This is a genomic window from Acinetobacter proteolyticus (assembly GCF_000367945.1).
Lineage (GTDB): Bacteria > Pseudomonadota > Gammaproteobacteria > Pseudomonadales > Moraxellaceae > Acinetobacter > Acinetobacter proteolyticus.
Map to the genome: position 1 here is coordinate 1,534,774 of NZ_KB849179.1, position 26,382 is coordinate 1,561,155.

The window sequence follows — 26,382 nt, forward strand, 5'->3', positions numbered from 1 at the left end:
AATCATCGAGATGAAATTTATGAATAGATTCAATAAATTAAAACCACACACCAAGAGTATAAGCCCATGTTCTTATCGCTAAGAACTGCCTAACATCTGAACTATCGTCCTAGTTATAATTGATCAAGTTTGATTTTCTATAGCATTGATTACTAGGGGGTTAAACGCAAAAAAGCCTATCCAAAATTCCGCGCCTCTTAAACAGCTATCACCCGAAATAAATGAAATACCCTAAAGTCCTGTTCTCCGCTTATATATTAAAAAATCACACATTCCATTTTTTGATTTCTTTCACCTGAACCAAGAGCCAAAGACTCCCATTCGGGTATAAACACAAAACTATGTCTAAAGTAAAAATTCACTGCTCGCTCATTTTTTGGAGATACACTTAATACAATCCTAGAGTACCCTTTAGAAACTGCTAAATTCTTAATTGCAGAAATCAGCAGATCGGCTACCCCTCTAGCACGGAACATAGGATTAACCCACATAGCGATCACATTAAATTCATCTGCAGTGTTTTGAGTTCCACCAATAATACCAACTGCCTGTCCTTCTTTAATTGCTAAAATATATTGATGTTGATTCTTGTGCGAGGCACGATTACGCCATTCTGACTCACTATATTTCTCTGCAGTGGCATAATTAACAGCTAAAACATTAGGACTATCCAATAGAGATTCTAAACGAACAGTTTTAAGGATTTTCCAATCCTCCTCGGTGGTGAGACGAACAACTACCAATTCATCCAAGTTTTGGCTCATAAAATACCTCGAACTAATCGCAAATCTGAATTTTTATAAAAGATTCTCAGAAATTAGCTTAGATTTATTCAGTTCCTTTCCCACCTTTTACTACAATTTCTAGCAAATTCACCATTTCAACATTCTGTTTTTCTAAAGCGGCAATATTTGCCACCGTTCGATCTAAAACCTCTTGTTGTACATGCATCTTTTTGGCGAGATCTTGCATAATTTCCAAACTCTTTTTCAGATGTAGCTCTAGGTGTATAACCTTTTCTTCAAGATGTAGTACCTGACTATCTGAGTTTGGTACGTCTACGCTTTTAAACTGAAGCCAGAATAAAAAAGCCACCGCCATCAATAAAACAGCAATAAATCCCCAAATCAACATCAATGTCATGCGACACCCCACATTATTTTTTATATCTTATTTAAAATATTAATCACAAAAAGTTTCACACAAATCTAGCAAGCGATTTGCATACCCCCATTCATTATCATACCACGCAAAAACTTTTGCTTGATGTCCCACCACCATGGTTTGAGTTAAATCTACAATCAAAGAATAAGGTGAATGGTTAAAGTCACTTGACACCAGATCCTCATCTGTCACTTGCATTATCTGTGCATAGTCATATTGCGCCGCTTTGCTCAAAACTTCATTGATTTTATGTACGGTAATCGGTGAATGCGAAACAAAAGTGAGATTAATGGCAGCCACATTAATGGTCGGTACACGAATGGAATAACCATTGATCCGATCTTCCATTTTCGGCATGACCTGTTTCAATGCCCCTAAGGCACTCGATGTGGTTGGAATAATATTCTGCCCTGAGGCACGTGCGCGACGTAAATCTCGGTGCGCATGATCTAATACCGACTGATCTGCAGTGACCGCATGGATTTCTGTCATTAATGCGGTATCAATGCCAAAGGCATCATCAATAATTTTGACCAACGGCACTAAAGCCTGTGTGGTACATGAGACACTAGAAATGATTTGATCTGTGGCCTTTACGTCATTGTGATTGACACCATAGACAATCGCCGCGTCCACAGAATCAAAAGGCGCAGCACCAATAATCACACGCTTGGCACCAGCCTCAACATGGCGAGTCGCATCGGCGCGGGAGCGGAATAGACCTGTGCATTCAAGTACCACATCAATGTGTAAGTCGGTCCAAGGCAATAATTCTGGCTGCGCCTGCTTAAAAACCTGTAGTTTTAACTGGCGTTGATTGGACTGGATATTCAAAAAAATATGTTGATTTTCAATTTGAATTTCAACCTTTCCTGCAAAACGACCATGTGTGGTGTCGTATTTGAACAAGTGCACCAAGGTCTGCACATCAGCAATATCATTAATGGCAACAATATCAAACTGAAATTGCTTAGGACTCTCAAACCACGCACGTAATACATTCCGACCAATTCGACCAAATCCATTGATAGCGATACGTTGCATGTAGCGTCCTTATTCATAAAAACATCATCTTTTCTATGCTATATGGTAAAACATCAAGCACATTGTTGAATATAGATTTTTAGCTTAAACACAGTTTTATATGATATTGCTTGTAAAATCGTTGGTGAGGCAGGTATTTTCCGTTATAATTTAGCACTTTTAAAATCTATGCCACGCACTGGGTTCGATTGTAGAACGTTAGATACAATGTACCTTGTTGCATATAGCCAAATTCAAAATTATGGAGTGTCTTGGTTGTGAGTACTCGCTTTATGACATCAGCTGAAATCCGTGAAGCATTTTTGCGTTATTTCGAATCGCAAGGGCATACACGTGTCGCTTCGAGTTCTCTCGTTCCCGCCAACGACCCAACTTTGCTGTTTACCAATGCTGGTATGAACCAGTTTAAAGATTGTTTCTTAGGTTTAGAAAAGCGCGACTATGTTCGTGCTGTTTCATCACAAAAATGTGTCCGTGCTGGCGGTAAACACAATGACCTCGACAACGTCGGTTATACAGCACGTCACCACACTTTCTTTGAAATGTTAGGTAACTTCTCTTTCGGTGATTATTTCAAGCAAAATGCACTGAAATTTGCTTGGGAATTTTTGACCAGCGAACAGTGGTTAGGCTTACCTAAAGATCGTTTATATGTCACAGTTTATCATACCGATGATGAAGCATTTGATATCTGGAACAAAGAAATCGGGATCGATGCTGAACGTATTATCCGTATTGGCGATAACAAAGGTGGCCAATATGCATCAGACAACTTCTGGGCAATGGGTGACACAGGTCCTTGTGGTCCATGTTCTGAAATTTTCTATGATCATGGTGACCATATTTGGGGTGGCTTACCAGGCACACCAGAAGAAGATGGTGACCGTTTCATCGAAATCTGGAACAACGTTTTCATGCAGTTCAACCGTACTGCGGATGGTGTCATGCACCCTCTTCCAGCACCTTCTGTGGATACAGGCATGGGCTTGGAGCGTATTTCGGCTGTACTGCAACATGTCAATTCAAACTATGAAATTGACTTGTTCCAACACTTATTAAAAGCTGCTGCTGAAATCATTGGTTTAGATACCACTGCCATTGAAGCAGAAGCGAAAGCACAAAATAAACCTGTTGAATACCCAGCCTCGTTAAAAGTCATTGCTGACCATGCGCGTTCATGTTCATTCTTGATTGCTGACGGTGTTAACCCTTCAAATGAAGGTCGTGGTTATGTGTTGCGTCGTATTATTCGTCGTGCCGTCCGTCATGGTAACAAGTTAGGTGCAACAGGTTCATTCTTCTATAAGATGTTACAGCCGCTAATTGAAGTGATGGGCGATGCTTATCCAGAACTTGCAGCACAGCAAGCACGCATCGAAGCACAGCTTCTTAAAGAAGAAGAGCAATTCGCGAAGACACTTGAGCAAGGCTTAAAGTTGTTAGAAGGTGAATTAGCACAACTGAAAGGCAATGTGATTGCTGGTGAAACCGTATTTAAACTATACGATACTTACGGTTTCCCGACCGACTTAACCGCTGATATTGCACGTGAGCGTGACCTGACCATTGATGAAGCTGGTTTCGAAGTTGAAATGGCTGCACAACGCCAACGCGCACGTGATGCGGGTAAATTCGCAGTTGACTATAACAGTATTGTCAAAGTTGAAGGCGAAACTCAATTTGATGGCTATGATGCGACTCAAGGCCAAGGTCAAATTGTTGCGATCTATAAAGATGGCGTGCAAGTTGATGAAATCAACGAAGGTGACGAAGCGCTTATCGTATTGAACCAAACCCCTTTCTATGCAGAAAGCGGTGGTCAAATCGGTGACACTGGTATCTTCAAAAACGATACAGGTATCTTTGAAGTTCAAGATACCAAAAAATCTGGCGGTGCTTTTGTACACCAAGGTATCGTGACCATGGGTAGCCTCAAAGCCACTCAAAATGTTGAAGCAACGGTTAAAGCGGATATTCGTGCAGCAACAGCACGCAATCACTCTGCAACTCACCTTTTACACGCAGCTTTACGTCAGATTCTTGGTGAGCATGTTCAACAGAAGGGTTCTTTGGTTGCCAGCGATATTTTACGTTTCGACTTTGCCAATGACCAACCTGTTTCTTTTGAACAATTGCAGCAAATTGAACGTTTAGTCAATGCTGAAGTGATTGCCAATACAGCGGTAAGCACTGAACTGCTGGATATCGAAACAGCAAAAGCCAAAGGTGCGATGATGCTATTCGGTGAAAAGTACGGTGAAGAAGTTCGCGTACTTTCTATGGGTTCAGTGATTGATGAGAAAAACTTCTCGATCGAACTGTGTGGTGGTATTCACGTAAAACGCACAGGTGATATTGGCCTGTTCAAAATCACCTCTGAAGGTGGTGTCGCTGCTGGCGTTCGTCGTATTGAAGCTGTGACTGGCACCAAAGCGCTTGAAGTGGTTCAAAAAGCAGAAACTGATATCCAAACCATCAATGGTTTGCTGAAAGCGCAAAAAGAGCAAACCGTAGAGAAAGTTGAAGCGATTGTTGAAACTGCTTCTAACCTACAAAAGCAAATTGAACAATTGAATCAAAAGTTAGCCAGCTTCCAAGCAGCTGAACTCTTGGATCAAGTCAAAGACATTGCTGGTCGTCAAACATTGATTACCACTGTACAAGGTTTAGATGCCAAATCATTACGCAATCTTCATGATAGCGTAAAATCAAAATTAGAAGATGCAGTCATTATTTTAGCTGGTGTTGAAGGTGATAAAGTGAGTTTAATCGCCTCTGTCGCTAAACAATATACTGCAACTCTAAAAGCAGGTGACATCATTAAACACTTGGCTCAAGAGCTTGGTGGTAAAGGTGGTGGTAAACCTGACTTAGCACAAGGTGGCGCGCCACTTAACGAGAAGTTTGATCAAGTGATTGCAGCTTTACCTGCATGGCTTGCGCAATAATAAAGACTTCACTTTTGTGTAACTGACCCTGATGCCTCTCAGGGTCATGGCTTATATGGAACAACTATGGCATTAATCGTTCAAAAATATGGCGGTACCTCTATGGGTACTCCTGAGCGCATTTTAAATGTTGCTCGTCGTGTCAAGCGTTGGCATGACCATGGTCACAAAGTGGTCGTGGTCGTATCAGCAATGAGTGGTGAAACTAACCGCTTACTTGCGCTTGCCAAGGCCATTACCAGCACCCCTGACCCACGTGAATTAGATCAAATGGTGTCAACGGGTGAACAAGTAACGATTTCCATGTTAGCGATGGCACTCAATTCAATTGGTGTAGAAGCTAAGTCATATACAGGTCGTCAAGTTGGGATTAAAACCGACAGCGCGTTTACCAAAGCACGTATTGAATCCATCGACACAGATGTCATGACTGCAGATTTAGATGCTGGTCGTGTCATCGTCGTTGCTGGTTTCCAAGGTTACGATGACAATGGCAATATTACCACTTTAGGTCGTGGCGGTTCTGACACTTCAGGCGTTGCACTTGCAGCAGCGTTGAAAGCAGATGAATGCCAGATTTATACCGATGTAGATGGTGTTTACACCACCGACCCGCGCGTAGCGCCTAAAGCGAAAAAAGTTGACCGTATCTCTTTTGAAGAAATGCTGGAAATGGCATCTTTAGGTTCAAAAGTGCTACAAATCCGCTCTGTTGAATTCGCAGGCAAATATCAAGTGCCATTACGTGTGTTATCAAGTTTTGATAACGAGAATGATGGCGCATTTGATGATGATTTCAAACAAAACGTAGGCACACTAATTACGACTGAGGCAGAAGACGATATGGAACAACCAATCATTGCAGGTATTGCATTTAACCGTGACGAAGCAAAACTCACTATTTTGGGTGTTCCTGATGAACCAGGTATCGCATCTAAAATCTTGTCACCGATTAGCAATGCCAATATCGAAGTGGATATGATTATCCAAAATGTTGAAGAAGATGGTACAACTGATTTTACTTTTACCGTGAATCGTAACGACTTGGCGAAAGCAAAAGCAATTTTAGAGCAAACTGCAAACAGCATCGAAGGCTGCGAAGTTGTAACACGTGATGACATCGTAAAAGTGTCTATCGTAGGTGTTGGTATGCGCTCTCATGCGGGTGTAGCGAGCAAAATGTTCACTGCATTGGCAGAAGAAAGCATTAATATTCTCATGATTTCTACATCAGAAATCAAAGTTTCTGTCATCATCGAAGAAAACTACTTGGAATTGGCAGTACGTTGTTTACATACAGCTTTTGGCCTAGACCGTGAACACGGCGAAAGCAGTGCACGTGCTTAATTAATAGCTGCTTAAACATATTTACTCGCAAGTAAATAAGAAAAAAAACAGAGCCACTATAGTTTTTTTTATAGTGGCTCTGTTATATTAGCCTTGAGGTTTTTAAGAAGCTTCTCACAGAACTTACTAAAAAAAATGTTTTTTACATATTTCTGTTAGAATTTTCTGTATATTAGGCTGTGCTTTCAAACAATGAATTCCCTGTCGCAAGTTTAAGCGTTTAGCAAGGAGATAAACATGCTGATTCTGACCCGTCGTGTCGGAGAAACATTAATGATTGGGGATCAAGTCAGTGTTACTGTGCTTGGCGTAAAAGGCAATCAGGTGCGTATTGGTGTAAATGCTCCAAAAGAAGTTTCTGTGCATCGTGAGGAAATTTACCAACGTATCCAACATGAACGTGCCATGCATGAGCATCTGCAACATCTTGATCAAGATTATCAACATTCTTATGAAGAAGAGAATAATGAGTTCCCTCGTCATAATAACTTCAATCGTTAATGCGCAGAATGCTTCTCGAATGATTAAAGCGACTATTCTTAGTCGCTTTAATTGTTTTTACAGACCCAAAACTTTCTTGACTGGTCCATAACTTCGGCGGTGTTGATCAATCACACCATGGGCTGCAATGGCTTCAAAATGTGCTTTGGTTGGATAACCTTTGTGTTTGGCAAAACCATAGTCAGGAAATTGTTGATCAAGTTCCTGCATTTGACGATCACGCGTTACTTTAGCCAGAATACTGGCGGCACTGATTTCTGCATGACTGGCATCCCCACCCACAATCGCTTCACAAGGAATGGTGATTCCTTTTGGAATCTGATTCCCATCTACAATCACTTTGATCGGTTGGGTTGCCAAGCCCTCTACTGCACGACGCATGGCAAGGAATGTGGCTTGTAAAATATTTAATTCATCAATTTCAGCATGGTTTGCTTCAGCAATTGACCAAGCAAGTGCTTTTTCCTGAATTTCAATAAAAAGCTTTTCCCGTTTTTTTTCGGTTAGCTTTTTAGAGTCATTTAAACCTTCAATCGGATTATTTGGATCTAAAATGACTGCGGCGGCAACAACAGAACCTACTAATGGTCCACGCCCCGCCTCATCTACACCTGCAACTTTCATAAAAAATCTCTAAAGGCTGATGGCTCAGCCTATTTGCTTAACTTGCTTTCTTTAAAGTTTCTGCTACGCAAGCATTCACGGTTTGTGAAACAACTTGAGTCACAATCGTCGCACGCGCAGTTGGATCGATTGCTGCTGTCGCTAATTCAACCGCTGTAACGCTATTTGGCGCTTTTTCGCTGACACAACCACACACTTCAGTTTGGATGTTATCGCGCTGTTCTGCTGTCATTAAACGGGTCGCTGTTTTCCATGCTGGAAGTGCATTGATTTCATTAATACATTTTGCATTTACTGCAACTTTTAATGCCGCCATACCTAACTGCTGAGACGTTGCTCCAGCAGAATTACTTCCATCTGGTGTAACACATCCTGTTAAAGCTAAAACGACAGGGGCAACAATAAGTACCAACTTTTTCATGATTTCTAACCTGTATCTAATTTTTGGCAGGCGTATTGTGCCTAAATGACACGCGTTATGATATGACTCTATGTAATCTTTACATAATATAACAATTATAACTTAACAATAGCCATCTGACTGTTCCAAGCATAAAACGCTCCGTTACATTTCCGTTGTATGCGAAACAACAAGGGCTATCTAGAATTAAAACAAATCATCAAAACAAAGCTAGGATGTTGCAATGCCAACCTCAGCACAATATTACACCCGAACGGCACAAATTATTCATTGGCTCATGGCTGCTATTTTCATTGCTGCCTGGTTGATTGGTTTCTATAGCGGCAACTTCCTCAGCTATGAGGTTGATGGAAGCTTTAAGGGCAATGTGATTACACTACATAAGAATATCGCGACCACCATCATTTTCTTGGTTGTGATTCGCATCTTTTGGCGCTATACCCATCCTGCCCCTCAATTGCCAGACACCATGTCGCCGCTGATGAAAACTTTGGCACATGTGGGCCACTTCCTGCTTTATTTAATGCTGCTTGCACTGCCAATTACAGGCTGTTTATTTAGCTGGAGCGCTGGGCACCCTGCACCTGTTTTATATTTGTTTGAAATTCCGCGTATAGTACAAGACAATCCAGACTTACTTGCAATTGTTAAACCAATTCACATTTATCTCTCATGGTTTGCTGGCTTATTGGTTGCAGGACATGCTTTAGCGGCAATCAAACATCACTTGATTGATAAAGACAATGTCTTACTCAGTATGTTGCGCCAACCTAAATAATTCTTCAGACATAAAAAAACCGCTTTACGCGGTTTTTTTAATTTAGATCTTTTTCACTTCTGCAATCCACTTTTGCTTTTCTTCATTCGAAATGAATGAAGCTTCAAAAGAGTTGATTGCCAGTTGCTTTAATTCATCATTGCTTAAATCCAAAGCCTGCTGAATCGCCACAAAGTTGTCATTCATATAACCACCGAAATATGAAGGATCATCCGAATTCACAGTCACATGCACGCCTTTCTGTAATAAACGACGGATATTGTGATCAGCCATATCATCGACGACACAAAGCTTTAAGTTACTTAAAGGGCAAACTGTTAAAGGCATTTTCTCAGCGATTAAACGCGTCATCAGACCTTCGTCTTCTTCTGAGCGAACACCGTGGTCAATACGATTCACTTTCAATAAATCCAGCGCTTCCCAGATATATTCTGGTGGCCCCTCTTCACCAGCATGTGCCACAATCAAGAAGCCTGCTTCACGCGCTTTGGCAAAAACACGCTCAAATTTTGCAGGAGGATGCCCAACTTCACTTGAGTCTAAACCAATCGCGATAATGTCATTTTTAAATGGCAATGCTTGCTCAAGCGTTTCAAATGCTTTCTCTTCACTTAAATGGCGTAAGAAACACATGATCAATTGAGAACTGATCCCCAACTTTTCTTTTGCATCTGTACAAGCACGTTTTAAACCAGCCAACACGGTTGCGAACTCAACCCCACGCTCAGTATGCGTTTGTGGATCGAAAAACATCTCGGTATGTACCACACGGTCTTCAGCACATTTTTCAAAATATGCCCAAGCAAGGTCATAAAAATCTTGTTCATGCACCAGCACGTTTGCGCCTGCATAATAGATATCAAGGAATGATTGAAGATTATGGAAGTTATAGGCTTGCTTCACTTCTTCAACCGATTGATAAGGAATCTGAATCTGATTACGCTGTGCAATAGCAAACATCAGTTCTGGTTCAAATGTCCCTTCAATATGCACATGCAATTCGGCTTTGGGTAAAGCGCGAATCAGCTCGATTTGATTCATATTAACTCCACGTCTAAAGAAAAAAGGGTGTTATCGAAATAACGCCCTTTAAGCTCTCTTCAAAAATGAGCCATCATGACAACAGCTCAAAAAGAGAATGATAAAAGAATAACAATGTTTTGCTTAGCCGCCAAATGCAACAAATTTAAACACCCACAAAGCCGCAATAATCCAAACCATATAAGGAACGGTCTTTGCTTTTCCTGTCAGTAATTTAACCAATGCATAGCTGATAAAACCCATCGCAATACCATCAGCAATTGAATAGGTAAATGGCATAAATACAATCGTTAAAAATGCAGGAACAGCTTCAGTAATATCATCCCAGTCAATATGCGTGATCCCTTGGATCATCAACACACCAATAAATAACAATGCGGGTGCTGTTGCAAAACCTGGAACTGATTGGGCCAATGGCGCCAAGAACAAGCAACCAATAAACAAGAAGGCAACAACGACTGCGGTTAGTCCCGTACGTCCACCAGCAGCAACACCCGAAGCAGATTCAATATAAGGTGTTGTTGAAGAAGTACCTAATGCCGCACCAGCAACAATTGCAGTTGAGTCAGCAAATAAGGCTTTCTTCAAACGTGGCAATTTACCATCTTGAAGCAGACCTGCACGATGTGATACCCCCACCAAAGTTCCAGTACTGTCAAATAAATCGACAATAAAGAAGACGAAAATCACCCCAACCATACTGGCAGTAAATAGACCTTCAAAGTCCATTTGCATAAAGGTAGGGGCTAGAGAAGGAACTTGACCAACAACGCCTTTAAACTCATTCAAGCCCATTGCAGTTGCAATTGCAGTCACCACCAAAATACTCAGGATGATCGCGCCACGAACTTTAAACTGATGTAAAACCACAATCATCAAGAAGCCAAATAAGGCCAATAAGACGGTTGGCTGTTTGATATCACCAAGACCAACTAAAGTCGCTGGATTAGCAACAATAATGCCTGCATTTTTAAGCGCAATGAGGGCAAGGAATAAACCAATACCACCACCAATTGCAAATTTCAGTGACATTGGAATCGCATTGACAATCGCTTCGCGAATTTTAAAGAAGCTGATTGCGAGGAAAACCAAACCAGAGACAAAGACTGCAGCAAGTGCAGTTTGCCAAGGCACGCCCATGCCTAAACAGACCGAATAGGTAAAATAAGCATTTAAACCCATACCAGGTGCAAGTGCGATTGGGTAATTCGCAATAATTCCCATGACCAAACACCCAATTGCTGCAGCCAAACAGGTCGCAACAAACACAGCACCATGATCCATGCCAGTTTCAGAAAGAATGAGTGGGTTTACAATGATGATGTAACACATCGTTAAAAATGTAGTCACACCTGCTAGAACTTCTGTTCTAAAGTTGGTTTTGTTCTCGCTCAGTTTAAATAAGCGTTCTAGCAAACCAGCCGAAGCATTAGGCGTTGTCATAACATAGCACCTGTTGAAATCTAAGATCGTAGAATGTGGAACCTATACGTTTGTGTTTGCAATCTTTTTTGAATGTACACAAAAAGGTATACAAGGCTCAAAGCAATCTATATGCCAGTTTTGCACTTGCTACGCAGCGGATATGTATAGATTCGATTCCGATATCAAAACGTAAAAAGCCGCATCTCAAAATGCAGCTTTTTATTTAATGGTAAATATTTTAACAGATTCTACTCAAAACTTGAGTAGCACAATACAAAAAAAGCGCATTTCATGCTCAATCTTGGATCATTGAGTCAATAATCACCTCATCTGAGCTAGAAAATTAATGGCTACGCTGGTATGAAGACAAATGCGTATGAGGACTATGTTGTATTGTGTTCAAGCTGTTTTCAGCATCTTGAACAATTTTAAGTAGTTCTTGGCGTTTTTTTGTTTGAGCATCCACATAAGCGACATAACCCAAAATGAACACCAAAAAGGTCAAGATGATGGTAATTTTAATCTTCATTATTATTATCTCTATTATGAGTTTTCTTTAATCTTAACAAAAAAGAATGGAAACGAGAACAAAAACGCATATTAAAATCACAAATGATAACTACATCACAATTATATAGTTATTTTCATAATTTATTCGCTTAATTTTCGTTCAATCAAATATTAGAATATTCCAGTTTTTTTAGCAATGACTTTTTATATAATTCAATAAGATAGATATAAACCCATCTTTATATTAGAAAAAACTGTTCATTTTCAGTATCTAAAAATAAGAAAGCACTTTTGTCTAGACAAAAGTGCTTAAAATCACAATAACGTATTTAAATTAGAACTGGTAATTCAAACGTACCAAGAAGTTGCGTGGCGTACCTGGCATAGATTCTGAACGCCAGTATTCTTTATTGGTCAAATTATTGACGGCGAAAGTAATATTCCAAGGATCAGCACTATAACCAATCGCAGCATCTAATCGAGTAAAACCAGCAAAGTCAGTTGGTTCTCTATCTAAGTTCCCGTTTGGATAAATTTTAGCATCACCGACATACGTTGCCCCTACTTCACCATAAATCTTATCGGTTGGCAGATAACGAACAAAGAGATTACCTGTATGGCGAGGTGTATTGTTTAACTCCTTCCCAACATTTTGTGGCTTAGGATCTTTAGAAACCTCTGTGTCCATATAGCTATAACCACCACGAACAAATAAATTATCCAAAGCTCGACCAATAAAACTAAACTCAACACCTTTAGACTGATGCTGTGCACCAACAGCCCATTTTTCTGGCTCATCTGGGTTTGGCTGGTAACGGATATTGTTCTTGCGAATGTCAAATACAGAAAGCTGGGTGTTTAAACGATCATTTAGCCAATCACTTTTTATACCAACTTCGTATTGCTCGTTGTATTGTGGTTTAGCATCAAATGTATCTACATCTGTATTTGCTGAAACAACACTTACCCCCACTCGCCCACCAAATGGTGCAAAGCTTTTGCTATAAGAGGCATAAATACTCTGGCTTTCTACAGGTTGCCAAATAAAACCGATATTCGGGCTAAAGCTTTCACCATCAATACTACGATGATAATCCAGAGCGTCACTAGGCTTTAAACGATTGGTTGTTTCCGATTGATAATAATCATAACGTCCGCCCAACATCACTTTAAAATAATCATTAAAACTAATGAGGTCTTGGATAAATACGCCATAACCTTCACCTTGGTTATAGTTGTGTGTATTCAATATTAAGTTTCCCGAACCTCTAGAACTGCTGCGCTCGCCTGTTAACGGATTTACATAACCATAGATAGCACCACCATCTTTTTTATTGGCTAAAAGCGGCTCACGTTGTTCATAAGTCCAGTCTGCACCAACCAATAAATTATGTTTAATACTACCTGTATCAAACTCACCACGGATATCAAAAGTATTGCTAGTGGTTTTATTATCGGTTTTCTGCCAATAATAAATTTGTGAGATATCACCGACATGGCCTTTACATGTTCCAGCATTAGTTACCGTTGTACTTTCTGTCGCACATAACCCACCTGCATAAAAGTGATCAAAGTTTTGCTCTGCTTGACGATAACTTAGTGCCCAATGAAAATTCCAATTTGGTGCAAACTCGTAATTTAGATCAGAACGCGCAACTTGTAAAACATCGTTTACATAGTCTCCATCTTGGGCAAAACCTGTTTTAATCGAGGTTCCCTTCGGAAGTGCTGTATAAGATGGTCCACGATCCGGCACACGATGTAATTTATCGTAGGTATATTGCATGGTCCAAGTTAAACCCTCATCATTTTTATAAGTAAAACTTGGTGAAAGCATTTCGATTTTATTTTCAATGCCTGAACGGAAGCTATCAGACTCTCCATATTCTCCAGTTAAACGTACAGCAACGTTATCTGTGAGCACTTGATTGAAATCTACTGTTGTTCCATAGTTATCATATGAACCACCATAGACACCTACTGAGCTTTTTGAATCAAAGTTAGCGAATTTACTCACCATATTGATTACACCCCCACCCGAACTACGGCCATAGAGGACAGATGCAGGCCCTTTTAAGATTTCAATACGTTCAATATTTGCAGTACTACGACGAACTTGACCGCTTTCACGAATACCATCACGATAAATATCGCCTGTATCTGCATTAAATCCTCTTAAATTAATCCCATCGCCACGCATGTCATAACTAGTTGATACACCAGGTGTCCCCTGTAGCATGACACTAAGGTCATTTGCCCCGTAAATTTTATATTTTTGCACATCAATGGTATCGATGGTCTGCGGGATGTCTTTTTTCTTAAGACCATTACGGGTCACGCTTGCTTGATCATAATCGATATAACTTTTGATCGGATCAAGCTCGCTCATTGCTTCGATCTTAATGGTTGGCATCACTGCCGTTGGCGCCGCTGCCTCACTGGCAAAAGCATACTGTGCTTGCAACAGCATCATGCTTAACAAGCTAAATTTAAAAATAGGCTTGTGATGCATATTTAAAGGTAAAGAACGCATAAAATTTCTCAAAAAACTCAGACAAAAATTAAAAAAATATTAAAAATAAAAAACGCTACAATTTTAATAAAAATCATTCTCATTTTCATCATTTTTTGCATTAATTTTTGACTTAATAGGCCATTTGTTATGCATTTAAAATTTATGCTTCATTTTCATCTTCAAACTCAAGCTTGAAAATAATTTTTAAATCTTTGAGTTGTGAAGAATAAATTCCATTTTTCTACACAATTTTACATTAGGCTACACAGAAAATAATTTGATCAGTTTTTGGGGTTTAATAATGAAAAATTCTGCATGTTATGGAAAACTGAGTGTACTCAGCTCAACCTTACTCAGTATAAGTGCATCAATTTATGCTGCCGAACCCCAAACTGAGGCGCTCCCTTCAACATCAACAGAATCAAGTACACAGGTTTTACCTACCCTTTCATTCAAAGCTTCTGCAGAACCTCAAAAAGCCAAAGATGATGACATTAGTGCTGTCCCTAAAACCATCATTAGCCGTGAAGAAATGCTGCAATATGGCGATCAGTCGGTGATGGATGCTTTACGACGTGCTGCTGGTTTTCAGATCCCTGCTTTTGGCCAAGGGCCACGCGGTGGCGGTGGTGCTTCAGGCATGCGTTTCCGTGGTGGTGGCGCACCCACCTTTTTAGTCAACGGTGAACCTGTGCAAGGCGGTCCTCGTGGTGGTATGTCTGTTATTGATACCATTACGCCAGAAATGATCGAAAGAATTGAAGTCATTAAGCAGCCTAGTGTTGCACAGGCCTCAGTTGCATCTTCCGCTGTCATTAATATTATTTTAAAAGAACCATTAAATACCCGTTTAACTGGCTCAGTGAAATTGGGCTACGGTCTGCGTGATAGTGATCAGCAAGAAACGGAACGTAAGCAAATCAACATTCAAGCAGACGGCCGTGAAAACCAGTGGTCCTATAGTATCTCTGCCAATCAAATGTGGATAGACAATACTTCGATCACCAAAACAGAAACAGCAACGGGAACGCGTGAACAACTTCGCACCACCAACCGTACCATGCAGATGTTTTCTCCTCGCTTACAATATGATCTGGATGATCAACAAAAATTGATCGCAGAATTGTTCTATCGCAGTATCAAAATGGATGGTTATTCAGCCAATCAAACTCAAGATGACAAGAATGATAGTATTCGCTTAAACACACGTTATGAACGTAAAGACAAAGATCTGAGTGATAAAATCCGTCTGTCGGTCGAACGCCAAACAGAAACCCAACTTACCCGCTCGCCACAAAATACAATTTATACCGATGAAACGGTCAATGAGTATGGTCTTGCCTATGATGGCGTTCGTAAATTAGATCAAGACCGTCAAATTAAATTTGGTTTTGATACACGTAGCAACGAACTCGATAGCAATGTGAGCAAAAGTCTTGATGAACAACGCTATGCTGTTTATGGTGAGGGTAGCTGGCGTTTTACAGATCGCCAAACTATCACTGTAGGTGCACGCCAAGAATGGCTGAATCGTTCAGGCTTGGTTGATTATCAAGATCAACATTTAAGTCCTGTTTTGGCTTATCGTTTTGATCTCACAGAGCAATGGTCGATTCAGACCAATTTAAGCCAAGCGTTTAAAAGCCCAAATACCGATCGACTGATTCCAAATGTGACTGTCTCTACGGATACGGATGCAGGTAGCTTGAATAATCCTGATCGTGGCGGCAATCCAAATCTAAAACCAGAAAAAATCCGTGCAGCTGAATCTACCCTCGCCTATGACTCTGCCAGTGGTGGTGTGAGCGTCACGGCGTATCATCGTGAAATTAAAGATTACATCGAGAAAGTCATCGCACTTGAAGGCACACGTTATGTGGAGCGCCCACAAAACCAAGATCAAGCGACCACCTATGGTGTTGAATTATCTGGACGCTATGCACTCAAACAAACTGAAGCTGGGCATTCATTTATGCTCAATGGACAAGTCTCAACGATTCGCGCCAAAATTGAAGATGAACAACACCGTGAACGCTTAGCCAGTGATGTTGCGCCTTATAATACCAGTGCGGGCTTATCTTATAGCTATAAACCATGGCAACTTTCGACCAGTGTGAACGTGAGTTACACGCCTGAATTTACCCGCGCCTTAGATGGTCAAACGTATGATCGCACCACCAATGAACGTTTTAGCTTAGATCTCAGTGCAACCAAACGCTTTATTCATGGTTGGGCAGCAAGCCTTAATCTAAATAATCTCTTAAGCACCCATTATAAGGAACGCCTCACCAATCAAACAGATGGCAGCTTATATCAGGCGAGAAGCAATGAAAGTATCCCCTCTATCCAACTCTCACTAGAGAAAAAATTCTAATTTTTTCGCTTTAACATGATTAAAACCACTCAAGTCAGCTTATGCATCGCTGACTTTTTAATTTCAATAAAATAAGCAGTAAAGCGAACGAGGACAATCACTTATATGTAAAATGCTATACTGCAGCCAAACTTATCCATCAGAGCCTAGAACAACATGAGAGCCGAGTTAAAAGCCAAAATCATCCATATCTGCGATGAAAAAATGGCCAAAAAAGGTAGCAATGTAGGACTTTCATTTTATGCTTTCTTTGCCAATAAAAATGATGATCCTGAACTTCTCATGGAGGCTGCCCATTGGTGGATCATGGAGTATCGACTGGATCACTTTGAAAAAGCCAGCAAGATTAAAGCACTGGTCTTAGCTCAATCTGATTTATTGTAAGGCTGAATACACATCACATTGACAACGTTGTTAAAATGGAATGAGTCAGCATAATTTACAAGGTACTTATCTTTGCATAAGTACCTTCCCCGCTCGGATTTAAATTCAATCCATTTCTATCTTAAAAAGAACAGCGTATATTATTTTAAAACACATCTTTATCCTGTTTTATGACTTCAAAAAAAACCAGTGATGCAGGTATCTTTTTATGGATGGTCTATCAAACCATGCAAAAAATGAATCTGGATGCCGCCGCGATCTTTGCTCGGGTTCATTTACCTGATCAACCACCTGATAAGTTTGTCCGCCGAGACAACGCCACACAACGGCGTTTTTGGCAAGCAGCACAACAAATCAGTCAAGATTCAGATATTGGCTTGCATGTAGGTCACCATATTCCTCCTTTTCGGGGACAAGTCGTTGAATATCTTTTTTTGAGCAGCCCCACATTTGGTGAAGGCTTAAAACGTACGATTCGTTATCAAGCCTTGCTCACCGACGCGATGTCCTTCCAACTTGATATCATTAACGAAACAACAGCGATGATCTCAGGTCTCAATCATCCAGTACGACATTATCTAGAATGTGCAATCGGGATTCTGCTTAACTTCTTAAAATATATTAGTGACGGAACATTTATAGCACTTGAAATCGGTTTGCCGTATCTAAACGGAGCAGATCAAGAGGAATATCAGAAAATCTGGGGATGTCCCGTCAAACTCGATCAAAGTAATGGCTATATCTGCTTTAATGCAACTCAGTTGAATACACCCTCTCCCGCCTATGAAGCCGAGTTGCTAAAAGTTCACGAACACCATGCTGCTTCGCAACTTGAGTTACTAAATAAACATCAATTGATTTATGAAATCGAAAAGATCTTGGCTAGTGGTTTACTAGAATCAGGGGAATTTGATCAAAATAGTGTAGCGCAACATTTAAATCGCAGCGCTCGTAGCTTGAGAGCTGATTTACAACTGTTAAATACCAGCTATGAAAAAGTCATTGCCCATTATCGTGAGCGTCTGGCACGGCGACTACTTTCCCAAACCCAAGAAAGCATCGACCAGATTGTTTATCTGACTGGCTTTTCTGAGCCCTCAGCATTTTCAAGAGCATTTAAACGTTGGACTGGGGAAACGCCAACGGCATATCGCCAACGCAAACAAATTTGAATTGATTGAACAGGCAAATAAAAGCTGCCAGATCAGTCAAAACAATTCCTGTAAACCTTCTTAAAATCCGATCCATGTTTTACGAGGTAATCTCTCATGATCGGTTTTCCAGTCGGTATTTTTGTCGCTAATGGTATGGAATGGTATTTTCACAAAGTCTGGTTACATGAATTTCCAAGCAAAAATAGAAACAGTCCATTCTTTACCCATATCGCGCATCATAAACGCGCTCGCTTAAATGACTTTCATGATGAAGGTTATGCTGAGTCGATGTTTAAAAATTCTGAAATGTATAATGAAAAATCAGCACTCATCGGCTTAGCTGCTGCATCCACCATTTTTCTACCCGTTGCACCCTTCTTTACCACAGGTCTGTACTATGGCATTTGGAATTATTGGAAGGTACATGCCAAATCACATCTAGATCCAGAATATGCTAAAAAACGCATTCCTTGGCATTATGATCATCACATGACCAGCAATCAAAATGCCAATTGGTGTGTAACCAAGCCATGGTTTGATTACATTATGGGAACGCGAGTAATGACCAATGTATCGATTACGGAAACTAATCCATTGGCGGTCAACATGCCGAAGTGGTTAGAAAAAAGAGTAAATCGCATAGCACGCCGCCTCTTACCAAAAGCCTATGCTCAAATTGATGCCAATACGCAATTCGATCAGCAGAATTTACGACAAGGGATTGAGGTCACGTTATAAATACGCTGTAGTAGAAGATTAAATCAAACCGAGTATTTGCATGACTCGGTTTGATATTGTGACAAAGTTAATGCGAGCTGGTTTTAGACAGTAAATTAAGAATCAACACACCGCTCATAATCAAGATAATCCCAACAATTCCCCAAATATCCAGCTTTTGATCAAAGACAAACCACGCCACGGTGGTAATCAAAACAATCCCAACGCCTGACCAAATCGCATATGCAACGCCTACAGGAATCGTTTTTAAGGTTAGCGATAAGCAATAAAATGCAATGACATAACCCACCACAACCACAATAGAAGCAACAGGCTTGGTAAAACCTTCGCTACTTTTTAAGGCTGATGTCGCAATCACTTCTGCAGCAATGGCAATGAATAAAATAATCCAGTTGTTCATTTACTCATCTCTCAATCAAACACAATCTAACAGAATTTGTATCGCAGAAAAAAACACCCTTTTATAAAGGGTGTTTTAACATTCATAGCAATAGGCGATGCGGGCAATTATGCCGATTTCTTCGCCATATTGTTTTTACGAATCGTGATCATCAATAACTGTACCGCAGCGGGTGTTACACCTGGAATACGACTTGCTTGCGCTAAAGTTTCTGGGAGAACCGTTTTCAACTTCAAGGTAATTTCACGTGACAAACCTGAAATACCCTCATATTCAAAATCAGCTGGAATTCTAGTTTCTTCAAGGCGTTTTAATTGAGCCACATCTTCATGCTGACGATTAATATAACCTTGATATTTCACCGCAATTTCAATTTGTTCGCCCACTTGCTCAGATACTTCTGAACCCGTTAATTCAGCAATTTGACTGAAATTGATATTCGGACGTTTCAGCAAATCGATCGCACTACATTCTTTGCTCAGATCAGCACCTGTCATTTCAACGAATTTTTTACCCATTGGGTTATTCGGCGCTGCCCATAAATGTTGTAAACGAGAGGTTTCACGCTCAACTGCTTCCATTTTTTCGCTATAAGCTGCCCAACGCTCATCGTCAACCAAACCAAGTTCACGACCAATCGAGGTTAAACGCTGATCAGCATTGTCTTCACGCAACATCAAACGGTATTCCGCACGTGAAGTAAACATACGATACGGTTCTTTGGTTCCGAGTGTAATCAAGTCGTCGACCAAGACGCCCATATAGGCTTGATCACGTTTTGGTGTCCACTCGTCTTGTTCCCAAGCACGGCGTGCAGCATTTAAGCCTGCAAGCAACCCTTGTGCACCCGCCTCTTCATAGCCAGTGGTACCGTTAATTTGCCCAGCAAAATACAGGTTTTGAATCGCTTTGGTTTCAAGTGTGAATTTCAAGGCTTGTGGGTTGAAGTAATCATATTCAATCGCATAACCCGGACGAAGGATATGCGCATTTTCCATACCACGGATCGAACGAACTAAATTGAACTGCACATCAAATGGCAATGAAGTCGAAATACCATTTGGATAAAGCTCATGGGTATCTAAGCCTTCTGGCTCCAAGAACACTTGATGTGAATCTTTATCGGCAAAACGATGGATCTTATCTTCAATTGATGGGCAATAGCGTGGGCCAACACCTTCGATTACACCAGTATACATTGGTGAACGATCTAGACCACCACGAATAATCTCATGGGTTTTTTCGCTGGTATGCGTGATATAGCAGTTCACTTGTTCAGGATGCATGGATGCATCGCCCATAAATGACATCACTGGTGATGGGAAATCACCCGGTTGTGGCGTCATTACAGAAAAATCGACGGTGCGAGCATCAATACGTGGTGGAGTCCCCGTCTTTAAACGCCCTACAGGTAATTTAAGTTCACGTAAACGATGAGCTAAAGCAATAGAAGGTGGATCACCCGCCCGACCGCCACTTGAGTTTTGTAGACCAACGTGGATCACACCACCCAAGAAGGTACCTGTCGTCAATACCACCGTTTTGGTATCAAAACGGATGCCCATTTGCGTGACAACACCTTTAACGGTATCGCCTTCAACAATTAAATCATCTGCTGCTTGCTGAAAAATATCCAGATTCGCCTGATTTTCTAAAGTTTCGCGAATCGCTGCTTTATAACGTACACGGTCTGCTTGCGCACGCGTTGCACGCACAGCCGCACCTTTACGAGAGTTCAGAATACGGAATTGAATACCGCCTTTATCCGCAGCAAGTGCCATTGCGCCACCAAGCGCATCGATCTCGCGAACCAGATGTGATTTACCAATACCACCAATTGCTGGGTTACAGCTCATCTGGCCCAAAGTTTCAATGTTATGCGTTAACAATAATGTTTGTCTTCCCATACGTGCTGCAGCAAGCGCTGCTTCCGTACCAGCGTGACCGCCGCCAATTACGATAACGTCGTAAACTTTAGGATAGTGCATAGTGGTAAATGTGTATTCAAAAAATGACAGAGCATTATACAGGAGTTTTGCGTTAAATTGCCAAAAACCGTCAAGATTGTTCAGGATTGCAAGCCTCTGTTCTGGCTACAGAATATACAAAAAGAAACCTTATGTTGCATTTTCCTCTTAGACTTCACACAGCGATTCATCACTATTAACTGGAACACCACTGTTTTATCTGCCCAGTTTCTTATCCTAAAAAGTGTATAAAAAATACTTTAGGACAATGATATGAACTCAAAGCTTTTATTTTCATCTCTTATTTGTAGCCTATGTTTTAGCGTAGCTGCACATGCAGATACTAAAGCAACCCAAGATCAACAGGCCAAAAAATATCAACAGGTCTGTAAAGGCAAAAAACAAGGTGATCCAGTTTCATTTGCATTTAAAGGCGTTGTTTTCAATGGTTCATGTGAGCCAAATGAAGCTGGTAAATTAGCATTCCAACCACCAACACCAGCGTCTAATGCAGCCGTTGAAACTCAAAGTCGTCTTTCTGAAACTCAGTCGGCACCTCGCCCAGTCAGTAGCGCACCTGTAGACAATAGTACTGCACCAGTGGAGGCTCCGCCTGTCGCTCCTGCACCGCCAGTGGCGCCTGATGTTGAACAAACTGCACCTTAATCGCTAAACTGATAAAGAAGGTCTCATTAGGCCTTCTTTATATAAAAACAATATAATAGATGGCATTACAGCAAAATATTTCATCTTAAAATTGTAATCTGTCTACTTTATAATCCCTTTAACATGCATGAATCTATTACAATAAGCGCAAATACATTTATTTAGGTTTTCCTGTGAACTGGCTACAAATTCATATTACTGTTGATCAAAACCAAGTCGAACTGACCGAAACATTACTCCTGTCACTAGGCGCGGTGAGCGTGACTTTAGATGATGCTGAAGACCAAGCCTTGCTTGAGCCATTACCAGGTGAAACACCACTTTGGAATAAAGTTATCGTCACAGGGATTTATCAACAAGAAGAAGATGATCCAATTGATGTCGATACTTTAGAAGCATTCCTGAAAGCACAACTTCCAAATGTGCCTATGCGCCATGAATATCTGGAAAACCAAGTCTGGGAACGTGCTTGGATGGACTATTATGAACCGATTCAAATTGGTGAAAAATACTGGATCGTACCAGAATGGTTAGAACCACCTGAAGCTGATGCAACCAATATTAAACTTGATCCAGGTCTTGCATTTGGTACAGGTAACCATGCCAGCACTTTTTTGTGCCTACAGTGGTTGGGTAAAACTGACGTAAAAGATAAAGTTGTCATCGATTATGGTTGTGGTTCAGGGATTTTAGGTGTTGCGGCGTTATTATTAGGTGCAAAAAAAGTTTATGCGACTGATATTGACCCACAGGCCGTACTTGCGACGAAACAAAACGCAGAATTAAATGGTGTACTGGATCGTCTTTCTGTAGGATTACCCGAAGAGTTTGATCTAGAGTTTAAACCACAACAAGCAGATGTCCTTGTCGCCAATATTTTAGCGGCACCGCTAATGGCACTTGCGCCTGAATTCTCAACTTTAATAAAAAATGAGGGTGAGTTCGCACTTGCTGGTGTAATCGAAGAGCAAGTTGCTGATGTTTCTAGTGTTTACTCACAGTTTTTTGATATATTAGAGATCGAAAAGCGTGAAGAAAACTGGTGCCGCATTTCAGGAAAACGTAAAACAACAATTTGAGAATATTGTTACTTATGAGTGAAAAACAAACCCGCTGCCCTAAATGTTCAACTGTGTACAAAGTGACCCTTTCACAACTCAGTGTTGCACAGGGTATGGTTTGTTGTCCAAAATGTGTGATTAACTTTAATGCCTTAACCAACTTATTAGAAACAGACAGTGAAGCGACTCCAATACCTGTCAATCGCTCACTTTTTTCTTCGATTCAACCTGACAGCTCATTTGCTGAAAAACAAATGCAGATTTTGAGCATCTTTGATCAAAAAATTGAAAACTCAAATATCGATTTATTGACTTACCTCAACAACCTCAATTATTTCAATACCGAACCTGTTACAGCCCTCCCCAATCTAAACCTTTCAGAAGATACGGTACTGATCGATCATGAAAATAATGACAAACAACATGGTTGGCTGTATTACACCTTGTGGGGTGTCGGCAATATTGCCTTGATTTTAGTGTTTGCTTTTCAGATTTTGTGGTTCAACCCAAAACTGATGCATGAAAGCCCCGCATTGAATCAGATGTTTAATTATGCCTGTGGCATTTTTTCGTGTAAGACCAACAACGAGCAATTCAAATATCTCAGTTTTGAAAAAGTAAAAATTAAGCGCGGAGAAAAAGACGCAACCGTTTTTTCAGGGGTACTTTTGAATCATCACGAGAATAGTGTGGTACTTCCTACGATTAAGGTAGTGCTCAAACAAAATGATGAAGCTGTTTTTAATGTGCTACTCAAACCACAAGACTATTTAGTTGACAGTTTGAAAACGATTCAACGAATTCCATCAAACAGTCCATTTCGGTTTGAATTTAGCCTTCCGAAAAGCAAAAATAGCTTCAATGACTATAGTTTAGAATTTGTACAGCCCTAAAAGCTCAAAAAAGTGACAAAAAAACAAAAAAAAGTGCAGTTAATTTGCTCACTTTTTCGCTGACAGTGGTATGATACGCGCCACGAATGCTTTGACCTACTTACTCCTCGTAATTTACAGACAATAAAATCGTTAAACGAACTGTGCTTCTATCCCATAAGCGCATTGTTGGTTTTTTTGTTTTTAAAAGTAGGCGGTAACAAATATTTAACTATTGTTACGCTTATTTTTTACACAATTCGAGGATTTGTGGCAAGCTAATAGTCCCTTTGTTTTAGAGTCACTGTTTTAGGATCTAAAACAGGACTCAGTAATTTAGACCACATTTATATTACTTTACCCAAGTGATATTTTGATTTTTCGGATTAAAACGCATGAATAGCAAATCTCCTATTTTTACGGCTCAATCTGATGTCGCTCTTCGCATCCATGTAGATCGCGCAGTTCGTCATTATTTTGCACAATTGCAAGGTGAGCAACCATCTCAAGTTTATGACATGGTTTTAGCAGAAATGGAGAAACCTCTTTTATCTGTGGTCTTAGAATATACTCGCGGCAATCAAACACGTGCTGCTGAGATTTTAGGCCTTAACCGCGGAACTTTACGCAAAAAGTTAAAAGCTCACGGTTTAATGAGTGAATAATTGATAAAATGCTCACGTTCTCGTGGGCATTTTTTTTGCCTTTTATTTTCAATCTGTAGACTTCAAACTGTTGACTAAAATCATGACTATCAAACGTGCTTTAATCTCTGTTTCCGATAAAACTGGAATCGTTGAATTTGCTCAAAATCTTGCAGCTCTAGGGGTAGAAATCTTATCTACGGGCGGTACATATAAGTTGCTTAAAGACAACAATATCGCCGTAGTAGAAGTTTCTGAACACACAGGTTTTCCTGAAATGATGGATGGTCGTGTAAAAACACTGCATCCTAAAATTCATGGAGGCATCTTAGCGCGTCGTGGTCTGGACGAAGCGGTGATGCAAGAACACAACATCGATCCAATTGATTTGGTGATTGTGAACCTGTATCCATTTGCAGCAACTGTCGCAAAACCAAACTGTTCTCTTGCAGATGCGATTGAGAATATCGACATCGGTGGCCCAACTATGGTTCGTGCTGCAGCAAAGAACCATGCTTCAGTGGGTATTATCGTAAATGCATCAGACTATGATTCAGTTATCGCTGAATTAAAAGCCAATGCTGGCTTGTCTTATGAAACACGTTTTGACTTAGCAGTAAAAGCTTTTGAACATACAGCACAATACGATGGCATGATCGCCTCTTACCTAGGTGCACGGGTAGGTAAAGCAGAAGGTGAAGCGGATCTCTTCCCGCGTACCTTCAATACGCAATTGAATAAAGCACAAGATTTACGTTATGGTGAAAACCCACACCAAAACGCAGCATTCTATGTAGAAGCCAATGCCAAAGAAGCATCGGTTTCAACTGCGAAGCAATTACAAGGTAAAGAGCTTTCTTATAACAATATTGCAGATACCGATGCAGCACTTGAATGTGTGAAATCATTTGCAAAACCTGCTTGTGTGATTGTTAAACATGCTAACCCTTGTGGTGTTGCGGTTTCATTGGATGGTATCAAGGCAGCTTATGATCTTGCTTATGCAACTGATCCCGAATCTGCTTTCGGTGGCATCATTGCATTCAACCGTGAATTGGACACTGCAACTGCACAAGCGATTGTAGATCGCCAATTTGTTGAAGTGATTATTGCACCAAGCATCGCCGATGGTGTTCTTGAAATTACTGGCGCGAAAAAGAATGTTCGTGTGTTGGTGTGTGGTGAACTTCCAGCAATTGATGCACGTGCGGCACAACTTGACTATAAACGCGTAAACGGCGGTTTATTGGTTCAAGACCAAGACTTGGGCATGATCACCAAAGATGATCTTAAAGTTGTGACCAAGCGCGCACCAACTGAGCAAGAAATTGATGATTTGATCTTTGCTTGGAAAGTTGCGAAATATGTGAAATCAAATGCAATCGTGTATGCCAAAAACCGTCAAACCATTGGTGTCGGTGCAGGTCAAATGAGCCGCGTCAACTCAGCACGTATTGCAGCCATTAAAGCGGAACACGCTGGCTTAGTGGTTGAAGGTGCGGTAATGGCCTCTGATGCATTCTTCCCATTCCGTGATGGTATTGATAATGCGGCTAAGGCTGGCATTAAATGTATTATTCAACCAGGCGGTTCAATGCGCGATGAAGAAACCATCGCAGCAGCGGATGAAGCGGGTATCGCGATGGTATTCACAGGTATGCGTCACTTCCGTCACTAAATGATCTGTGTCTCCAATGTAATCCCCCTAAATCCCCCTTTAAAAAAAGGGGGACTTACTTTTTCACTCAAATTTAAAAAGTATGCTCCCCTCTTTCTCAAAGAGGGGTTTGTGGGAGATTCAGAG

General features: G+C 40.6%; 24 protein-coding genes. 13 read left to right on the forward strand and 11 right to left on the reverse strand.

Annotation, left to right across the window (positions count from 1 at the left end):
• Positions 1–257: 257 nt before the first annotated feature.
• From F993_RS09590 to F993_RS09580, 3 genes are all read right to left on the reverse strand, one after another.
• Positions 258–764 (reverse strand): GNAT family N-acetyltransferase, encoded by a 507-nt coding sequence (locus F993_RS09590; RefSeq protein ID WP_004654436.1) that lies wholly within the window; start codon positions 762–764, stop codon positions 258–260.
• Between the two features lie 64 nt (positions 765–828).
• Positions 829–1,143 carry a hypothetical protein gene (locus F993_RS09585; RefSeq protein WP_004654438.1) on the reverse strand — a complete coding sequence of 105 codons (315 nt, stop codon included), beginning with the start codon at positions 1,141–1,143 and terminating at the stop codon, positions 829–831.
• Between the two features lie 39 nt (positions 1,144–1,182).
• Positions 1,183–2,208: a type I glyceraldehyde-3-phosphate dehydrogenase gene (locus tag F993_RS09580; RefSeq protein ID WP_004654439.1), complete on the reverse strand. Its 1,026-nt coding sequence runs from the start codon at positions 2,206–2,208 to the stop codon at positions 1,183–1,185.
• Positions 2,209–2,465: 257 nt separating this feature from the next.
• Between F993_RS09580 and alaS the strand changes: the two genes are divergently transcribed.
• The 3 genes from alaS to csrA all read left to right on the forward strand — a co-directional run bounded on the left by alaS (position 2,466) and on the right by csrA (position 7,004).
• Entirely contained in the window at positions 2,466–5,156 is a 2,691-nt protein-coding gene (alaS, locus tag F993_RS09575) for an alanine--tRNA ligase (RefSeq protein WP_171066005.1), read from the forward strand.
• A gap of 66 nt (positions 5,157–5,222) precedes the next feature.
• Positions 5,223–6,503 (forward strand): aspartate kinase, encoded by a 1,281-nt coding sequence (locus F993_RS09570; protein ID WP_004654445.1) that lies wholly within the window; start codon positions 5,223–5,225, stop codon positions 6,501–6,503.
• 237 nt (positions 6,504–6,740) lie between these two features.
• Positions 6,741–7,004, forward strand: a complete 264-nt coding sequence (gene csrA, locus F993_RS09565; protein WP_004654447.1) for a carbon storage regulator CsrA — start codon at positions 6,741–6,743, stop codon at positions 7,002–7,004.
• Positions 7,005–7,061: 57 nt separating this feature from the next.
• Here csrA and rnhB read toward each other — a convergent pair whose 3' ends face one another.
• Both rnhB and F993_RS09555 read right to left on the reverse strand, forming a co-directional pair.
• Positions 7,062–7,628 carry a ribonuclease HII gene (gene rnhB, locus F993_RS09560; protein WP_004654451.1) on the reverse strand — a complete coding sequence of 189 codons (567 nt, stop codon included), beginning with the start codon at positions 7,626–7,628 and terminating at the stop codon, positions 7,062–7,064.
• A 37-nt stretch (positions 7,629–7,665) separates the two neighbouring features.
• Positions 7,666–8,049 (reverse strand): hypothetical protein, encoded by a 384-nt coding sequence (locus tag F993_RS09555; RefSeq protein ID WP_004654453.1) that lies wholly within the window; start codon positions 8,047–8,049, stop codon positions 7,666–7,668.
• A gap of 223 nt (positions 8,050–8,272) precedes the next feature.
• Here F993_RS09555 and F993_RS09550 point away from each other — a divergent pair, with 223 nt between their 5' ends.
• Positions 8,273–8,827 (forward strand): cytochrome b, encoded by a 555-nt coding sequence (locus F993_RS09550; RefSeq protein ID WP_004654455.1) that lies wholly within the window; start codon positions 8,273–8,275, stop codon positions 8,825–8,827.
• A gap of 42 nt (positions 8,828–8,869) precedes the next feature.
• Here the strand turns inward: F993_RS09550 and F993_RS09545 are convergent, their stop codons facing one another.
• From F993_RS09545 to F993_RS09530, 4 genes are all read right to left on the reverse strand, one after another.
• Entirely contained in the window at positions 8,870–9,868 is a 999-nt protein-coding gene (locus F993_RS09545; RefSeq protein ID WP_004654457.1) for an adenosine deaminase, read from the reverse strand.
• A 123-nt stretch (positions 9,869–9,991) separates the two neighbouring features.
• Positions 9,992–11,311, reverse strand: coding sequence for an NCS2 family permease (locus F993_RS09540; RefSeq protein WP_004654459.1), 1,320 nt, complete (start codon positions 11,309–11,311; stop codon positions 9,992–9,994).
• 325 nt (positions 11,312–11,636) lie between these two features.
• On the reverse strand, positions 11,637–11,822 hold the full coding sequence (locus tag F993_RS09535) for a hypothetical protein (protein WP_004654461.1): 186 nt from the start codon (positions 11,820–11,822) through the stop codon (positions 11,637–11,639).
• 315 nt (positions 11,823–12,137) lie between these two features.
• The gene (locus F993_RS09530; protein WP_004654463.1) at positions 12,138–14,336 is read right to left on the reverse strand and encodes a TonB-dependent receptor; all 2,199 of its coding nucleotides are present in this window, start codon (positions 14,334–14,336) and stop codon (positions 12,138–12,140) included.
• A 283-nt stretch (positions 14,337–14,619) separates the two neighbouring features.
• Between F993_RS09530 and F993_RS09525 the strand changes: the two genes are divergently transcribed.
• The 4 genes from F993_RS09525 to F993_RS09510 all read left to right on the forward strand — a co-directional run bounded on the left by F993_RS09525 (position 14,620) and on the right by F993_RS09510 (position 18,968).
• Entirely contained in the window at positions 14,620–16,692 is a 2,073-nt protein-coding gene (locus F993_RS09525; protein WP_004654466.1) for a TonB-dependent receptor plug domain-containing protein, read from the forward strand.
• A gap of 156 nt (positions 16,693–16,848) precedes the next feature.
• Complete coding sequence (locus tag F993_RS09520) at positions 16,849–17,076, forward strand: DUF6500 family protein (RefSeq protein WP_004654468.1); 228 nt, start codon at positions 16,849–16,851, stop codon at positions 17,074–17,076.
• A 170-nt stretch (positions 17,077–17,246) separates the two neighbouring features.
• Positions 17,247–18,248, forward strand: coding sequence for an AraC family transcriptional regulator (locus tag F993_RS09515; RefSeq protein ID WP_004654470.1), 1,002 nt, complete (start codon positions 17,247–17,249; stop codon positions 18,246–18,248).
• Between the two features lie 96 nt (positions 18,249–18,344).
• On the forward strand, positions 18,345–18,968 hold the full coding sequence (locus F993_RS09510; protein WP_004654472.1) for a sterol desaturase family protein: 624 nt from the start codon (positions 18,345–18,347) through the stop codon (positions 18,966–18,968).
• Between the two features lie 67 nt (positions 18,969–19,035).
• Here F993_RS09510 and F993_RS09505 read toward each other — a convergent pair whose 3' ends face one another.
• Both F993_RS09505 and mnmG read right to left on the reverse strand, forming a co-directional pair.
• Complete coding sequence (locus tag F993_RS09505; RefSeq protein WP_004654474.1) at positions 19,036–19,368, reverse strand: DMT family transporter; 333 nt, start codon at positions 19,366–19,368, stop codon at positions 19,036–19,038.
• A gap of 107 nt (positions 19,369–19,475) precedes the next feature.
• Positions 19,476–21,356 (reverse strand): tRNA uridine-5-carboxymethylaminomethyl(34) synthesis enzyme MnmG, encoded by a 1,881-nt coding sequence (gene mnmG, locus F993_RS09500; protein WP_004654475.1) that lies wholly within the window; start codon positions 21,354–21,356, stop codon positions 19,476–19,478.
• Positions 21,357–21,608: 252 nt separating this feature from the next.
• Here mnmG and F993_RS09495 point away from each other — a divergent pair, with 252 nt between their 5' ends.
• The 5 genes from F993_RS09495 (at position 21,609) to purH (ending at position 26,256) form a co-directional block, all read left to right on the forward strand.
• Positions 21,609–22,001: a hypothetical protein gene (locus tag F993_RS09495; RefSeq protein WP_004654477.1), complete on the forward strand. Its 393-nt coding sequence runs from the start codon at positions 21,609–21,611 to the stop codon at positions 21,999–22,001.
• 173 nt (positions 22,002–22,174) lie between these two features.
• Positions 22,175–23,080, forward strand: coding sequence for a 50S ribosomal protein L11 methyltransferase (gene prmA, locus F993_RS09490; RefSeq protein WP_004654478.1), 906 nt, complete (start codon positions 22,175–22,177; stop codon positions 23,078–23,080).
• 14 nt (positions 23,081–23,094) lie between these two features.
• Positions 23,095–23,955 (forward strand): DUF3426 domain-containing protein, encoded by an 861-nt coding sequence (locus tag F993_RS09485; RefSeq protein WP_004654480.1) that lies wholly within the window; start codon positions 23,095–23,097, stop codon positions 23,953–23,955.
• Between the two features lie 374 nt (positions 23,956–24,329).
• The gene (fis, locus tag F993_RS09480) at positions 24,330–24,599 is read left to right on the forward strand and encodes a DNA-binding transcriptional regulator Fis (protein ID WP_001086304.1); all 270 of its coding nucleotides are present in this window, start codon (positions 24,330–24,332) and stop codon (positions 24,597–24,599) included.
• 82 nt (positions 24,600–24,681) lie between these two features.
• Positions 24,682–26,256 carry a bifunctional phosphoribosylaminoimidazolecarboxamide formyltransferase/IMP cyclohydrolase gene (purH, locus tag F993_RS09475; protein ID WP_004654482.1) on the forward strand — a complete coding sequence of 525 codons (1,575 nt, stop codon included), beginning with the start codon at positions 24,682–24,684 and terminating at the stop codon, positions 26,254–26,256.
• The last annotated feature ends 126 nt before the right edge of the window (positions 26,257–26,382 follow it).

Bases quoted from the DNA above. Each gene is read 5' to 3' on its own strand.
- F993_RS09590 (WP_004654436.1), bottom strand. From the start codon at position 764: ATGAGCCAAAACTTGGATGAATTGGTAGTTGTTCGTCTCACCACCGAG.
- F993_RS09585 (WP_004654438.1), bottom strand. From the start codon at position 1,143: ATGACATTGATGTTGATTTGGGGATTTATTGCTGTTTTATTGATGGCG.
- F993_RS09580 (WP_004654439.1), bottom strand. From the start codon at position 2,208: ATGCAACGTATCGCTATCAATGGATTTGGTCGAATTGGTCGGAATGTA.
- F993_RS09570 (WP_004654445.1), top strand. From the start codon at position 5,223: ATGGCATTAATCGTTCAAAAATATGGCGGTACCTCTATGGGTACTCCT.
- csrA (WP_004654447.1), top strand. From the start codon at position 6,741: ATGCTGATTCTGACCCGTCGTGTCGGAGAAACATTAATGATTGGGGAT.
- rnhB (WP_004654451.1), bottom strand. From the start codon at position 7,628: ATGAAAGTTGCAGGTGTAGATGAGGCGGGGCGTGGACCATTAGTAGGT.
- F993_RS09555 (WP_004654453.1), bottom strand. From the start codon at position 8,049: ATGAAAAAGTTGGTACTTATTGTTGCCCCTGTCGTTTTAGCTTTAACA.
- F993_RS09550 (WP_004654455.1), top strand. From the start codon at position 8,273: ATGCCAACCTCAGCACAATATTACACCCGAACGGCACAAATTATTCAT.
- F993_RS09545 (WP_004654457.1), bottom strand. From the start codon at position 9,868: ATGAATCAAATCGAGCTGATTCGCGCTTTACCCAAAGCCGAATTGCAT.
- F993_RS09540 (WP_004654459.1), bottom strand. From the start codon at position 11,311: ATGACAACGCCTAATGCTTCGGCTGGTTTGCTAGAACGCTTATTTAAA.
- F993_RS09535 (WP_004654461.1), bottom strand. From the start codon at position 11,822: ATGAAGATTAAAATTACCATCATCTTGACCTTTTTGGTGTTCATTTTG.
- F993_RS09530 (WP_004654463.1), bottom strand. From the start codon at position 14,336: ATGCGTTCTTTACCTTTAAATATGCATCACAAGCCTATTTTTAAATTT.
- F993_RS09525 (WP_004654466.1), top strand. From the start codon at position 14,620: ATGAAAAATTCTGCATGTTATGGAAAACTGAGTGTACTCAGCTCAACC.
- F993_RS09520 (WP_004654468.1), top strand. From the start codon at position 16,849: ATGAGAGCCGAGTTAAAAGCCAAAATCATCCATATCTGCGATGAAAAA.
- F993_RS09515 (WP_004654470.1), top strand. From the start codon at position 17,247: ATGACTTCAAAAAAAACCAGTGATGCAGGTATCTTTTTATGGATGGTC.
- F993_RS09510 (WP_004654472.1), top strand. From the start codon at position 18,345: ATGATCGGTTTTCCAGTCGGTATTTTTGTCGCTAATGGTATGGAATGG.
- F993_RS09505 (WP_004654474.1), bottom strand. From the start codon at position 19,368: ATGAACAACTGGATTATTTTATTCATTGCCATTGCTGCAGAAGTGATT.
- mnmG (WP_004654475.1), bottom strand. From the start codon at position 21,356: ATGCACTATCCTAAAGTTTACGACGTTATCGTAATTGGCGGCGGTCAC.
- F993_RS09495 (WP_004654477.1), top strand. From the start codon at position 21,609: ATGAACTCAAAGCTTTTATTTTCATCTCTTATTTGTAGCCTATGTTTT.
- F993_RS09485 (WP_004654480.1), top strand. From the start codon at position 23,095: ATGAGTGAAAAACAAACCCGCTGCCCTAAATGTTCAACTGTGTACAAA.
- fis (WP_001086304.1), top strand. From the start codon at position 24,330: ATGAATAGCAAATCTCCTATTTTTACGGCTCAATCTGATGTCGCTCTT.
- purH (WP_004654482.1), top strand. From the start codon at position 24,682: ATGACTATCAAACGTGCTTTAATCTCTGTTTCCGATAAAACTGGAATC.